We start from the raw sequence: 13,546 nt of genomic DNA on the forward strand, positions 1-13,546 counted from the left end.
GCCGCCCTGCGTCTGCTTCAGGCGTCAAAAGTTTGCTTTAAAGGAACGGGGAAAACCGGTGGATCGCTCTCAGTTACTCAACAGTGCCCGCACAAACGTTGCCGACTTAAGTCGGGGCAATCTGGGCGTGCCGTTGTTGCTGCTGGTCATGCTGGCCATGATGATGCTGCCAGTGCCGCCGTTCCTGCTGGACGTGTTCTTCACGTTCAACATCGCGCTGTCGATCGTCGTGCTGCTGGTCTGCGTCTACGCGTTGCGGCCGCTGGATTTCGCGGTGTTCCCGACCATTCTGCTGGTGGCAACGTTGTTGCGACTGGCGCTGAACGTGGCCTCCACGCGAGTGGTGATGCTTCACGGGCAGGACGGCCACGCCGCCGCCGGTAAGGTGATCCAGGCGTTCGGTGAGGTGGTGATCGGCGGTAACTACGTGGTCGGTATCGTGGTCTTCGCGATTTTGATGATCATCAACTTCGTCGTGGTAACCAAGGGTGCCGGGCGGATTTCCGAGGTGAGCGCACGTTTCACCCTCGATGCGATGCCCGGCAAACAAATGGCGATCGACGCCGATCTGAACGCCGGCCTGATCGATCAGAACCAGGCCAAGATGCGCCGGATGGAAGTGGCCCAGGAGGCCGAGTTCTATGGTTCCATGGACGGTGCCAGCAAGTTCGTGCGTGGCGATGCCATCGCCGGTTTGCTGATTCTGTTCATCAACCTGATCGGCGGCATGGCGGTCGGTATCTTCCAGCACGGCATGACCTTCGGTGATGCGGGCAGGGTTTACGCGTTGCTGACCATCGGTGACGGTTTGGTGGCGCAATTGCCATCACTGTTGTTATCTACAGCTGCAGCGATCATGGTGACCCGTGCTTCCGGTTCGGAAGACATGGGCAAACAGATCAATCGCCAGATGTTCGCCTCGCCCAAGGCGCTGGCCGTGGCAGCGGGCCTGATGGCAGTGATGGGCCTGGTGCCCGGCATGCCGCACTTTTCCTTTCTGACCATGGCGGCCCTGGCGGCCGGTGGCGCGTACCTGTTCTGGAAGAAGCAGAACATCGTCAAGGTTCAGGCCCTGCAAGAGGTCAAGCGTCAGCAGGAATTGCTGCCATCGCCGGCTCGCGCTCAGGAAACCAAGGAGCTTGGCTGGGACGATGTGACGCCGATCGACATGATTGGCCTGGAAGTCGGCTATCGTCTGATTCCGCTGGTGGACCGCAATCAGGGTGGTCAGCTGCTGGCGCGGATCAAGGGTGTGCGTAAAAAGCTGTCCCAGGATCTGGGCTTCCTGATGCCGACTGTGCATATCCGTGACAACCTCGACCTCGCACCGAGCGCCTATCGCCTCACTCTGATGGGGGTGATCCTGGCCGAAGCGGAGATTTATCCGGACCGCGAGCTGGCGATCAACCCTGGTCAGGTCTACGGTTCGCTCAACGGTATTACCGCCAAAGATCCGGCTTTCGGGCTGGAGGCGGTCTGGATCGAAGTCAGTCAACGCGCACAGGCACAATCCCTCGGTTACACCGTGGTCGATGCCAGTACGGTAGTGGCAACCCATTTGAACCAGATTCTGTACAAGCACTCCAGTGAGCTGATTGGCCACGAAGAAGTGCAGCAACTCATGCAATTGCTGGCCAAAAGCTCGCCAAAACTGGCGGAAGAGCTGGTGCCGGGCGTGGTTTCGTTGTCGCAGCTACTCAAGGTGCTCCAGGCGTTGCTGGCCGAACAGGTGCCCGTGCGGGACATTCGCAGCATCGCCGAAGCGATCGCGAACAATGCCGCCAAGAGTCAAGATACTGCCGCGCTGGTGGCCGCCGTCCGCGTCGGCGTATCTCGTGCAATCGTCCAAAGCATTGTGGGGACTGAGTCGGAGCTGCCAGTTATCACCTTGGAGCCAAGGTTGGAACAAATATTGCTCAATAGTCTTCAGAAGGCAGGACAAGGCTCGGAAGAGGGCGTTCTGCTGGAGCCAAGCATGGCTGAAAAACTGCAACGCTCGTTGATCGATGCGGCGCAGCGTCAGGAAATGCAAGGTCAGCCGGTGATTCTGCTGGTGGCCGGCCCGGTTCGCGCGATGCTGTCGCGATTCGGCCGACTGGCAGTCCCGGGTTTGCATGTGTTGGCTTACCAGGAAATCCCTGACAACAAGCAAGTGACCATCGTTGCGACAGTAGGGCCCAACGGCTGAGGTAGTGGTTTATGCAAGTTAAGCGTTTTTTCGCCGCCGATATGCGTCAGGCCATGAAGCTGGTTCGTGATGAGCTGGGCGCTGATGCCGCCATCATTGGCAACCGCCGGATCGCCGGTGGTGTCGAGCTGACGGCCGCTCTGGATTACAAACTGTCGGCGCTGGCCCCGCGTGTTCCGAACATGGAACTCGAGGATGAGCTGCGCAAGACCCAGTCGCGGATCGTCACCGCCCAGGCCGAACTGAGCCTGCGCAGCGATGGCGAGAGCGACAAGTCCACCAATCGCCAGTTGTTCGCCGGCCTGCCGTTGACTGCCGCCGAGCCGCTGATCGAGCCGACCTACGCTGAACCTCGTCGCCCGGCACCGGCCCCCGCGCCTGCCGCGACCGGTGTTGATCCGCGTGCCTTCGACTCGATGCGTTTCGAACTCAACAGCCTGCGCGAACTGATGGAAGTACAACTCGGTTCGCTGGCCTGGAATCAGTTGCAAGGCAGCCGCCCGGCCCAGGCCAACCTTTGGCGTCGCCTGCAACGCATCGGTTTGTCCGGTCCGTTGTCCCGCGATCTGCTGGAACTGATTACCGACATTGATGAACCTCGTCAGGCCTGGCGCATGTTGCTGGCGCACCTGGCGCGGATGATCGCCACACCGGAAGTCGAGCCACTGGAAGAGGGCGGCGTGATTGCCATGGTCGGCCCTGCCGGCATGGGCAAGACCACCACCCTGGCCAAGCTCGCGGCCCGTTACGTGCTCAAGTACGGCGCGCAGAACATCGCGCTGGTGAGCATGGACAGCTACCGCATCGGTGCCCAGGAACAACTCAAGACCCTCGGCCGGATCCTCAATGTGTCGGTGACGCACGTCGATCCGGGCCAGTCCCTGGTGCAGGCGCTGGATCCTTTGCTGCGCAAGCGCGTGGTGCTGATCGATACCGCGGGCCTTCAGGCCAGCGATCCGGCATTGCGCATGCAGCTCGAAAGCCTGGCCGGTCGTGGCATCAAATCAAAAAATTATCTGGTTCTGGCAACCACCAGCCAAAAACAGGTTCTAACCGCCGCTTATCACAGTTACAAGCGCTGCGGGCTGGCTGGCTGCATCCTGACTAAACTGGATGAGACGGCAAGCTTGGGCGAGGTGTTGAGCCTGGCGATCAGTCATGAATTGCCGGTGGCTTACCTGACTGATGGACCGCGTATTCCGGATGATCTGCATCTGCCGCGTCGTCATCAGTTGGTCAGTCGCGCCGTTAGCGTGCAAATGCAGGAAGAACCCAGCGAAGAAGCCATGGCTGACATGTTCGCTGATATTTATCACAGCCCGACCAAGCAGGTTGGCTGAGGTATTAATGAACAGTTTTTGTACCTACATCGATGGTCTGCCATGCATTGTTCAGTTGATGAACGCGCAGCCAGTAATGTGGCCTCCGTCTATGCAAGACAAGGTAAAGAAATAACATGGGCAGCATGCATCCCGTACAGGTGATCGCGGTGACCGGCGGCAAAGGTGGCGTCGGGAAGACTAATGTGTCAGTGAACTTGTCCCTGGCTCTAGCTGAGCTCGGCCGGCGCGTCATGCTGCTGGACGCCGATCTGGGGCTGGCGAATGTCGACGTCCTGTTGGGACTGACACCCAAACGTACCCTGGCCGACGTCATCGAAGGCCGCTGTGAGCTGCGCGACGTGTTGTTGCAGGGGCCAGGCGGCATCCGCATCGTCCCGGCCGCGTCCGGCACACAAAGCATGGTTCATCTGAGTCCGGCCCAGCATGCCGGCCTGATCCAGGCGTTCAGCGATATCGGCGACAACCTCGACGTGCTCGTGATCGACACCGCTGCGGGTATTGGTGACTCGGTAGTCAGTTTTGTTCGCGCCGCGCAAGAAGTCTTGCTGGTGGTCTGCGACGAGCCGACTTCGATCACGGATGCCTACGCCCTGATCAAACTGCTCAACCGCGACTACGGCATGAACCGCTTCCGCGTCCTGGCCAACATGGCCCAGAGCCCGCAGGAAGGCCGCAACCTGTTCGCCAAGTTGACCAAGGTCACGGACCGCTTCCTCGACGTCGCCTTACAATACGTTGGTGCGGTGCCGTACGACGAAAGCGTGCGCAAGGCTGTGCAGAAGCAGCGCGCGGTCTATGAAGCCTTCCCTCGTTCCAAGTGCTCCCTGGCTTTCAAGGCCATCGCACAAAAGGTCGATACCTGGCCGCTGCCTGCCAACCCGCGCGGGCACCTGGAGTTTTTCGTCGAGCGCCTCGTGCAACAAACGGCAGGACCCGTGCTATGACAGCCAGCGGTTACAACCTCTACAAGAAGTCGGCGCGTGACGCGCAGTACGAGCTGATCGAGCGTTACGCGCCACTGGTCAAACGCATTGCTTACCACCTGCTGGCGCGACTGCCAGCCAGTGTCCAGGTCGAAGACCTGATCCAGGCCGGGATGATCGGCCTGCTTGAAGTATCCACCAAATATGACGCCAGCAAAGGCGCGAGTTTCGAGACGTACGCGGGCATCCGGATCCGCGGCGCCATGCTTGATGAAGTGCGCAAAGGGGACTGGGCGCCACGTTCGGTCCACCGCAATACCCGCATGGTCAGCGACGCAATTCGCTCGATTGAAGCTAAAACCGGCCGTGACGCTAAAGATCACGAAGTTGCGGCCGAACTCCAATTGAGTCTCGACGATTACTACGGGATTTTGAACGACACCCTGGGCAGCCGCTTGTTCAGTTTCGACGACCTGTTGCAGGACGGCGAACACGAAGGGCTGCATGAGGATGGCGCGAGTGCTCATCTCGAGCCGTCGCGCGATCTGGAAGATGAACGCTTCCAGGCAGCGCTGGCGGACGCGATTGCCAATTTGCCGGAGCGTGAGCGACTGGTGTTGGCGCTGTACTACGACGAAGAGTTGAATCTCAAGGAAATCGGTGAGGTTCTGGGGGTCAGCGAATCTCGGGTCAGCCAGTTACACAGCCAGTGCGCGGCCCGTTTGCGGGGGCGTTTGGGGGAGTGGCGAGCGCGCTGAAGGCAGTGTGGGGACACTGCGAACTTGGCTGGTGTGGTGTTGAACTGCGCCGGTCTCGATCTGTTGTGCTCCAGACAGTCATTGAGTGCTTTGCCGGATTGATTGAAATGGCGCGTCCAGGTGCTGGGCGCGTTTAAGACTGCTTGGAGGTCGAATTGGACAAGAACATGAAAATCCTCATCGTTGATGACTTCTCAACGATGCGGCGGATCATAAAAAACCTGTTGCGTGACCTTGGGTTCACCAACACGGTCGAGGCCGACGATGGCATTACTGCCATTCCGGTTCTCAACAGCGGAAGCATCGACTTTCTGGTAACGGACTGGAACATGCCTGGCATGACCGGTATCGATCTGCTGCGCCACGTGCGCGCCGATGAAAAGCTCAAGCACCTGCCAGTGCTGATGGTGACCGCTGAAGCCAAGCGCGAGCAGATCATCGAAGCGGCCCAGGCCGGCGTAAACGGCTATGTGGTCAAACCCTTCACGGCCCAGGCGTTGAAAGAAAAAATCGAGAAGATTTTCGAACGCATCGGTTGAGAAACTGCGCCACGGGGAAGCTATGGACCAAAACGAATCTTCACAGGGCGATTTTGAATCGACCCTGAAAAAACACGCGGTCGAACTGGTCGAAAGCCTTGAGAAAGGCAAGTTCGGCGACGCTGTGCAACTGATCCATGAGCTCAACCAGACCCGTGACCGCGGCCTGTATCAGGAAGTGGGCAAGCTCACCCGCGAGCTGCACAGTGCGATCGTCAATTTTCAGATTGACCCGCACATGCCGCAAGCCGAGGAAGTGTCCCAGATCACAGATGCCACCGAGCGTCTGGGTTACGTTGTCAAGCTGACAGAGGCCGCAGCCAACCGCACCATGGATCTGGTCGAAAACTCCACGCCGCTGGTCAACAGCCTGAGCGATGAAGCTCAGGCACTGAGCACGGACTGGGGGCGGTTCATGCGTCGCGAAGTCGGGGCTGAGGAGTTTCGTGAGCTGGCACGGCGTGTCGATGGTTTCCTGGCACGTAGCAGCGCGGACAACCGCGCGGTGTCGAGCAACCTCAACGACATTCTGCTCGCTCAGGATTACCAGGACCTCACCGGTCAGGTGATCAAGCGTGTGACCCAATTGGTCACCGAAGTTGAAAGCAACCTGCTCAAGCTCGTGCTTATGGCCAGTCAGGTGGACCGCTTTGCGGGCATCGAACATGACCGTGAAGCGATGCTTGCAGAAAAAGATCCGCAAAAACATCTCTCTCAGGGTGAAGGTCCGCAGATTCATGCCGATAAAAGAGAAGACGTTGTGTCCGGTCAGGACGATGTGGACGATTTGTTATCCAGCCTAGGATTTTAGATTTTTTAGCATTTTAGGTTTTTTAGGTTTTTAGACCTTTAGGAGCACCCCCTTAATGAGCTTCGGCGCCGATGAAGAGATCCTTCAGGATTTCCTGGTTGAGGCCGGCGAGATTCTAGAGCAACTGTCCGAACAGCTGGTCGAGCTTGAAAGCCGACCGGATGATGCGGACTTGCTCAATGCAATTTTTCGCGGTTTTCACACTGTAAAAGGGGGCGCCGGCTTCCTCCAGCTCAACGAGCTGGTGGAGTGCTGTCACATCGCCGAGAACGTGTTTGACATCCTGCGCAAGGGTGAACGTCGCGTCGATTCGGAATTGATGGACGTGGTTCTCGAAGCGCTGGACGCGGTGAACGGCATGTTCAGCGAAGTCCGCGAGCGTGGCCCGATAACGGCCGCCACGCCTGAATTGCTTGCAGCCCTGGCCCGTCTGGCCGAGCCGCAAACCGCCGATCAAGCCGCACCTGTGGCTGAAGTGGTGGAAGAGCCGGCTGCCGAAGCCGAATCAGGCGACATCACCGATAACGAATTCGAACAACTGCTGGACTCGCTGAACGCCGTCAAGGCTCAGGCTGAGGCCCCGGCCGCTGTTGCGCTGCCGGCCGGCGATGCCGCGACCAGCGATGAAATCACCGATGCCGAGTTCGAGTCGTTGCTCGATCAGTTGCACGGCAAAGGCCAGTTCGCCGTCGACGCAGTGGCAGCACCCGCTGCGCCTGCCGCACCGTCTGCGCCGAAAGCGCCAGGTGACAGTTCCGACATTACCGACGACGAGTTCGAAGCACTGCTCGATCAGCTGCACGGCAAGGGCAACTTTGCGGTCGATGCGCTGGAATCGGCCATTGCCTCGGTACCGACCCCGGCTGCGCCAACCGCAGCAGCGGCTGGCGGCGATCTGATCTCGGATCACGAGTTCGAATCGCTGCTCGACGAATTGCATGGCAAAGGCAAGTTCACTGAAGTCGGCACCGGTTCCGCCGCCTCTTCGGTAGCTACGCCCGTCGCCAAGGCCCCGGCACCTGTCGCCAAGGCGCCCGAGCCAAAAGCCGAAGCAGCGAAGCCTGCTGCCGCCGCTGCACCGAAACCTGCCGCCGCTGCTGCACCGGCGCCTGCCCGTGCAGCGGCCGCGCCGCCTGCGGAAAAACCGGCCAGCGAAGCCGAGACCACCGTGCGGGTCGACACCGCGCGTCTCGACGAAATCATGAACATGGTCGGCGAGTTGGTACTGGTGCGTAACCGCCTGGTTCGCCTGGGTGCCAACAGCGCCGATGAAGCCATGTCCAAAGCCGTGTCGAACCTCGATGTGGTCACGGCCGACTTGCAGACCGCTGTCATGAAGACCCGGATGCAACCGATCAAGAAAGTCTTCGGGCGCTTCCCGCGTCTGGTTCGCGACCTGGCTCGCCAGCTCAAGAAAGAGATCAACCTGGAACTGGTCGGCGAAGAAACCGACCTCGACAAAAACCTTGTCGAGGCCCTGGCCGACCCGCTGGTCCACTTGGTGCGCAACTCGGTCGACCACGGTATCGAAGAGCCGGCCGATCGCGAAGCGATGGGCAAACCGCGCAGCGGCAAAGTGATTTTGTCCGCTGAACAGGAAGGCGACCACATCCTGCTGTCCATCTCCGATGACGGCAAGGGCATGGACGCCGACGTGTTGCGCGGCATCGCGGTGAAGAAAGGTTTGATGGACAAGGATGCGGCGGATCGCCTCAGCGAGTCCGACTGCTTCAACCTGATCTTCGCACCGGGTTTCTCGACCAAGACCGAGATCTCCGACGTGTCGGGTCGTGGCGTGGGCATGGACGTGGTGAAAACCAAGATCGCCCAGCTCAACGGCACCATCAATATCTACTCGACCAAGGGCAAGGGCTCGAAGATCGTCATCAAGGTCCCGTTGACCCTGGCGATCATGCCGACGCTGATGGTCATGCTCGGCAACCAGGCGTTCGCGTTCCCGCTGGTGAACGTCAACGAGATCTTCCACCTCGACCTGTCGACCACCAACGTGGTGGACGGCCAGGAAGTGGTGATCGTGCGGGACAAGGCGCTGCCACTGTTCTACCTCAAGCGCTGGCTGGTCAGCTCCGCCGCTCACGAAGAGCAGCGCGAAGGCCATGTGGTGATCCTTTCGGTGGGCACCCAGCGGATCGGCTTCGTTGTCGATCAACTGGTCGGCCAGGAAGAAGTGGTCATCAAGCCATTGGGCAAAATGCTCCAGGGAACCCCGGGCATGTCGGGCGCCACCATCACCGGTGACGGTCGCATTGCGCTGATTCTCGATGTTCCGAGCATGCTCAAGCGTTACGCCGCACGGCGTATTTGATTCTGGGGGAGCGGGGCGACGAAGCCTCGCCCCCGCCTAACGGAGTGTTTATGGTAGTCAAAGTCCTGGTGGTGGACGATTCGGGGTTTTTCCGCCGCCGCGTCTCGGAAATTCTTTCAGCGGATTCGAATATCCAGGTCGTCGGTACGGCGACCAACGGAAAAGAGGCGATCGATCAGGCCCTGGCCCTCAAGCCGGACGTGATCACCATGGACTACGAGATGCCGATGATGGATGGCATCACGGCAGTGCGGCACATCATGCAGCGCTGCCCGACCCCGGTGTTGATGTTCTCCTCGCTGACGCACGAAGGCGCTCGGGTCACCCTGGATGCGCTGGACGCCGGCGCGGTGGATTTCCTGCCGAAGAATTTCGAAGACATCTCGCGCAATCCCGAGAAGGTCAAGCAACTGCTGTGCGAGAAGATTCTCAGCATCTCGCGCAGTAACCGTCGTGTCAGCGCCTACAGCGCGCCGGCACCGGTCGCTGCACCCGCGCCGACACCTGCGCCTTCCAGCATCGGCAGTTATGGCAGCAGCGCACCTGCTCGTCCGGCACCGGCACCGATCCCGGCTCGCACATTCGCAGCCAGCCCATCGTCGCCAGCGCCGAAACGCAAAGCCTACAAACTGGTTGCCATCGGTACGTCCACGGGCGGCCCGGTTGCCCTGCAACGGGTTCTGACCCAGTTGCCGGCCAATTTCCCGGCCCCGATCGTGTTGATCCAGCACATGCCGGCCGCCTTCACCAAGGCGTTCGCCGAGCGTCTGGACAAGCTCTGCCGCATCAGCGTCAAGGAAGCCGAGGATGGCGACATCCTGCGTCCGGGCCTGGCGCTGCTGGCGCCGGGTGGCAAGCAAATGATGATCGACGGCCGTGGCGCGGTGAAAATCCTGCCGGGCGACGAGCGTCTGAACTACAAGCCGTGCGTGGACATCACGTTCGGTTCGGCCGCCAAGTCCTACGGTGACAAAGTTCTGGCGGTGGTACTGACCGGCATGGGCGCCGACGGTCGTGAAGGCGCGCGCCTGCTCAAGCAGGGCGGCAGCTCGATCTGGGCTCAGGATGAAGCCAGCTGCGTGATCTACGGCATGCCGATGGCCATCGTCAAAGCCGAACTCGCCGATGCGGTGTACGGTCTCGACGACATTGGCAAGCACCTGGTCGAGGCGTGCATCTGATGGACGTACTCAGCCTTATCGGGATCATCATGGCGTTCGTCGCCATCATCGGTGGCAACTTCCTTGAAGGCGGCCATCTCGGCGCGCTGGCCAACGGTCCGGCAGCGTTGATCGTGCTCGGCGGGACCGTCGGCGCGGCGCTGCTGCAATCGCCGATGAGCGCGTTCAAGCGCGCCATGCAGATTGTTGGCTGGATCCTGTTCCCGCCGCGCGTGGACCTGGCCGGCGGTGTTGACCGCGTGGTGAACTGGAGCCTGACCGCCCGCAAGGAAGGTCTGCTCGGTCTGGAAGGTATCGCCGACGCCGAGCCTGACGCCTACTCGCGCAAAGGCCTGCAACTGTTGGTGGACGGCGCTGAGCCGGAGGCGATTCGCAGCATTCTGGAAGTGGATTTCTACACCCAGGAAAGCCGCGACATCGAAGCCGCCAAAGTCTTCGAAAGCATGGGCGGCTACGCGCCGACCATCGGCATCATCGGTGCGGTGATGGGCCTGATCCATGTCATGGGCAACCTGGCCGATCCGTCGCAATTGGGCAGCGGCATCGCCGTGGCCTTCGTCGCCACCATCTACGGCGTCGCCAGTGCCAACCTGGTGCTGTTGCCGATTGCCGCCAAACTCAAATCCGTTGCAATGCGTCAGTCGCGTTATCGCGAAATGTTGCTGGAAGGCATCCTGTCGATCGCCGAAGGTGAAAACCCTCGCTCTATTGAGTTGAAGCTTCAGGGCTTCATGGATTGATGGGAGACATGGACTATGGCACGCCGTCGACAACCTGAAGAACATGTAAACCATGAACGCTGGCTCGTTTCCTATGCCGACTTCATTACGTTGCTGTTCGCCTTTTTCGTGGTGATGTACTCGATCTCTTCGATCAACGAAGGCAAGTACAAGATCATCTCGCAAGCGTTGATCGGCGTGTTCACCGATTCGGATCGTTCGCTCCAGCCGATCCCCATCGGTGAAGAGCGTCCGAAAACCGTGACCCCGGCCAAGCCGCTGGTCAAGGACAGCGAACAGGTCGACGCCGGCATCGCCGGTGCCAGCGACCCGCTGAAAAGCATTGCCGATGACATCAGCGCCGCATTCGGCGACTTGATCAGCTCCAACCAGATGACCGTTCGCGGCAACGAGCTGTGGGTCGAGATCGAACTCAATTCCAGCCTGTTGTTCGGCAGCGGCGATGCCATGCCCAGCGACATGGCGTTCAACATCATCGATAAGGTCGCAGTGATCCTGAGGCCGTTCGACAACCCGATTCACGTCGAAGGTTTCACCGACGATCAACCGATCCGCACCGCGCAATACCCGACCAACTGGGAGCTGTCCTCGGCCCGTTCGGCGAGCATCGTGCGGATGCTGGCGATGCAGGGGGTAAATCCTGGTCGTTTGGCGTCGGTGGGTTACGGCGAATTCCAGCCGGTGGCCAACAACGCGACCGCCGAAGGCCGTGCGCGCAACCGTCGTGTGGTGTTGGTGGTGTCACGAAATCTTGATGTCCGTCGCAGCCTCACAGGCACCGGAACCGCTCATGCGCAACCGGATGCCGCGTTGAAGCGTGCTGGCACACAAACTGCACCTGCACCAGTCAAGTCGCCGGGACGAGAGAGCGCCGTCAATTCTCCGTCACCCGCATTAACACGTTGAGCTATTTCCCGGTCGAATCGACCGGGAGGAACAATCCGAATGAGAGTCTGGGCCGTTGCCAATCAAAAGGGTGGTGTTGGTAAAACCACTTCCTCTATCGCTTTAGCCGGGTTGCTGGCTGAGGCGGGCAAGCGCGTGGTCGTGGTCGATCTCGATCCCCACGGCTCGATGACCAGCTACTTCGGTTACGACCCCGACAGCCTGGAACACAGCAGCTACGACCTGTTCCTGCACCGGGGCAGCGTGCCGCAAGGCTTGCCCGGTCAGTTGCTGTTGCCCACCAGTCACGCGAGTATTTCCCTGTTGCCGTCGAGCACCGCGCTGGCGACGCTTGAGCGCCAGTCGCCGGGGCAGAGTGGTTTGGGCCTGGTGATTGCCAAGAGCCTGGCGCAATTGTGGCAGGACTTCGATTACGCGGTGATCGACAGCCCGCCGTTGCTCGGCGTGCTGATGGTCAATGCCTTGGCGGCCAGTCAGCAATTGGTGATTCCGGTGCAGACCGAGCACCTGGCGGTCAAAGGCCTGGAGCGCATGGTCAACACGCTGGCGATGATCAACCGTTCGCGTAAGCAGCCATTGGCATTCAACATCGTGCCGACCCTGTTCGACCGGCGCACGCAAGCGTCGCTCGGGACCTTGCGGGTGTTGCGCGACAAGTATCCGGAAGAAATCTGGCAAGGCTACATCCCGGTCGATACGCGTTTGCGCGACGCCAGCCGTGCCGGCGTGACGCCTTCGCAATTCGACGGCAAGAGCCGCGGCGTGCTGGCCTATCGCGCGCTGCTCAAGCACTTGCTGACGCAACAATCCGTTGCGCAGGTGGCGTGAGATGAATCGCCCGGTAAAAATCACTTCCCGTCCGCAACTTGCGCTCCAGTCCTATCTGGACAGCTTGTTGATGGACGCAACCGAAGAGTTGCCGCCGGAAGTCGAAGCGATTCCCGAGGTGGTCGAGGTTGAAGCGGCGCTGGACGAATTCCAGGCCGCGGTGCTTGAAGAGCAGGCGCGCGATGCGCAGAAGCCGGCCGAGAAACCGCCAGCCGTTGCCGCGCCGGTCACCGCACCTGTGGTGAAAGCCCCGGTGGCGCTGATGGAAGCGCCGGCTCTGGCGCCGGTATCGACCATCGCACCGCTGCTGCAAGCGCTGGTTCCGCCGACCGCACCGCTGCTGCAAGAGTTGGTGCCGCCGACAGCACCGCAGTTGCAAGCGCTCGTGCCGCCGATCGTCGAAGTCCATCTGCCGCCGAGCAACACGCCGCCGCCAGTGGAAACCAACGGCCGCCCTGCGTGGGCCGCCGAGCCGTTCGAATGCCTGTTGTTCGATGTCGCCGGGTTGACCCTGGCGGTGCCGCTGGTGTGCCTGGGCTCGATTTATTCCCTGGCCGGTCAGGAACTGACACCGCTGTTCGGTCAGCCGGAATGGTTCCTCGGGATTCTGCCGAGCCAGGCCGGCAACCTGAAAGTGCTCGATACCGCCCGTTGGGTCATGCCAGACCGCTATCGCGATGACTTCCGTCAGGGCCTGCAATACGTTATTTCGGTTCAGGGCTACGAGTGGGGGCTGGCAGTGCATCAGGTCAGCCGCTCGTTGCGCCTGGACCCGAACGAAATCAAATGGCGCACCCACCGTGGTCAACGGCCATGGCTGGCGGGCACGGTGATTGAACACATGTGTGCGTTGCTCGACGTTTCCGAACTGGCCGAGCTGATCGCCAGCGGTGGGGCGAAGCACATGGGCGGCGGCAAGCCGTCTCACAAACCGACATAAAAAACACGCGGGGCAAGTGACTTGCCATCGCACTGAACACACACCGCTAGGGCGGTTTTTCGA

Annotated in this window: 12 protein-coding genes; all 12 read left to right on the forward strand. The window is 60.5% G+C overall.

What is annotated here, in order from left to right:
* Positions 1-58: 58 nt before the first annotated feature.
* Positions 59-2,188, forward strand: coding sequence for a flagellar biosynthesis protein FlhA (flhA, locus tag ACM6IO_RS13275; RefSeq protein ID WP_008039816.1), 2,130 nt, complete (start codon positions 59-61; stop codon positions 2,186-2,188).
* A gap of 11 nt (positions 2,189-2,199) precedes the next feature.
* The gene (gene flhF, locus ACM6IO_RS13280; RefSeq protein WP_008024604.1) at positions 2,200-3,528 is read left to right on the forward strand and encodes a flagellar biosynthesis protein FlhF; all 1,329 of its coding nucleotides are present in this window, start codon (positions 2,200-2,202) and stop codon (positions 3,526-3,528) included.
* Between the two features lie 116 nt (positions 3,529-3,644).
* Entirely contained in the window at positions 3,645-4,475 is an 831-nt protein-coding gene (gene fleN, locus ACM6IO_RS13285; RefSeq protein ID WP_008001746.1) for a flagellar synthesis regulator FleN, read from the forward strand.
* Complete coding sequence (fliA, locus tag ACM6IO_RS13290; RefSeq protein ID WP_007894214.1) at positions 4,472-5,212, forward strand: RNA polymerase sigma factor FliA; 741 nt, start codon at positions 4,472-4,474, stop codon at positions 5,210-5,212. Before fleN ends, fliA begins: the two co-directional genes overlap by 4 nt.
* A 167-nt stretch (positions 5,213-5,379) precedes the next feature.
* Entirely contained in the window at positions 5,380-5,751 is a 372-nt protein-coding gene (locus tag ACM6IO_RS13295) for a chemotaxis response regulator CheY (protein WP_008006721.1), read from the forward strand.
* Positions 5,752-5,773: 22 nt separating this feature from the next.
* Positions 5,774-6,562, forward strand: coding sequence for a protein phosphatase CheZ (locus ACM6IO_RS13300; RefSeq protein ID WP_008039817.1), 789 nt, complete (start codon positions 5,774-5,776; stop codon positions 6,560-6,562).
* A 55-nt stretch (positions 6,563-6,617) separates the two neighbouring features.
* On the forward strand, positions 6,618-8,888 hold the full coding sequence (locus ACM6IO_RS13305) for a chemotaxis protein CheA (RefSeq protein WP_414911611.1): 2,271 nt from the start codon (positions 6,618-6,620) through the stop codon (positions 8,886-8,888).
* A gap of 50 nt (positions 8,889-8,938) precedes the next feature.
* On the forward strand, positions 8,939-10,069 hold the full coding sequence (locus tag ACM6IO_RS13310) for a protein-glutamate methylesterase/protein-glutamine glutaminase (protein WP_008024614.1): 1,131 nt from the start codon (positions 8,939-8,941) through the stop codon (positions 10,067-10,069).
* Positions 10,069-10,809: a flagellar motor protein gene (locus ACM6IO_RS13315; protein ID WP_008039834.1), complete on the forward strand. Its 741-nt coding sequence runs from the start codon at positions 10,069-10,071 to the stop codon at positions 10,807-10,809. The genes ACM6IO_RS13310 and ACM6IO_RS13315 overlap by 1 nt, the downstream gene beginning before the upstream one ends.
* A gap of 15 nt (positions 10,810-10,824) precedes the next feature.
* Positions 10,825-11,715 carry a flagellar motor protein MotD gene (gene motD, locus ACM6IO_RS13320; protein ID WP_008024618.1) on the forward strand — a complete coding sequence of 297 codons (891 nt, stop codon included), beginning with the start codon at positions 10,825-10,827 and terminating at the stop codon, positions 11,713-11,715.
* A 39-nt stretch (positions 11,716-11,754) separates the two neighbouring features.
* Positions 11,755-12,543, forward strand: a complete 789-nt coding sequence (locus tag ACM6IO_RS13325) for a ParA family protein (protein ID WP_008039835.1) — start codon at positions 11,755-11,757, stop codon at positions 12,541-12,543.
* A gap of 1 nt (position 12,544) precedes the next feature.
* On the forward strand, positions 12,545-13,483 hold the full coding sequence (locus ACM6IO_RS13330) for a chemotaxis protein CheW (RefSeq protein WP_414911612.1): 939 nt from the start codon (positions 12,545-12,547) through the stop codon (positions 13,481-13,483).
* Positions 13,484-13,546 lie beyond the last annotated feature (63 nt).

The organism is Pseudomonas sp. IT-P44 (genome assembly GCF_949768225.1).
Lineage (GTDB): Bacteria > Pseudomonadota > Gammaproteobacteria > Pseudomonadales > Pseudomonadaceae > Aquipseudomonas > Aquipseudomonas migulae.

Excerpts from the sequence above, each read along its gene's own strand:
- ACM6IO_RS13330 (WP_414911612.1), top strand. The coding sequence starts at position 12,545 with ATGAATCGCCCGGTAAAAATCACTTCCCGTCCGCAACTTGCGCTCCAG.
- ACM6IO_RS13315 (WP_008039834.1), top strand. The coding sequence starts at position 10,069 with ATGGACGTACTCAGCCTTATCGGGATCATCATGGCGTTCGTCGCCATC.
- fleN (WP_008001746.1), top strand. The coding sequence starts at position 3,645 with ATGGGCAGCATGCATCCCGTACAGGTGATCGCGGTGACCGGCGGCAAA.
- ACM6IO_RS13325 (WP_008039835.1), top strand. The coding sequence starts at position 11,755 with ATGAGAGTCTGGGCCGTTGCCAATCAAAAGGGTGGTGTTGGTAAAACC.
- motD (WP_008024618.1), top strand. The coding sequence starts at position 10,825 with ATGGCACGCCGTCGACAACCTGAAGAACATGTAAACCATGAACGCTGG.
- flhF (WP_008024604.1), top strand. The coding sequence starts at position 2,200 with ATGCAAGTTAAGCGTTTTTTCGCCGCCGATATGCGTCAGGCCATGAAG.
- fliA (WP_007894214.1), top strand. The coding sequence starts at position 4,472 with ATGACAGCCAGCGGTTACAACCTCTACAAGAAGTCGGCGCGTGACGCG.
- ACM6IO_RS13310 (WP_008024614.1), top strand. The coding sequence starts at position 8,939 with ATGGTAGTCAAAGTCCTGGTGGTGGACGATTCGGGGTTTTTCCGCCGC.
- ACM6IO_RS13305 (WP_414911611.1), top strand. The coding sequence starts at position 6,618 with ATGAGCTTCGGCGCCGATGAAGAGATCCTTCAGGATTTCCTGGTTGAG.
- ACM6IO_RS13295 (WP_008006721.1), top strand. The coding sequence starts at position 5,380 with ATGAAAATCCTCATCGTTGATGACTTCTCAACGATGCGGCGGATCATA.
- ACM6IO_RS13300 (WP_008039817.1), top strand. The coding sequence starts at position 5,774 with ATGGACCAAAACGAATCTTCACAGGGCGATTTTGAATCGACCCTGAAA.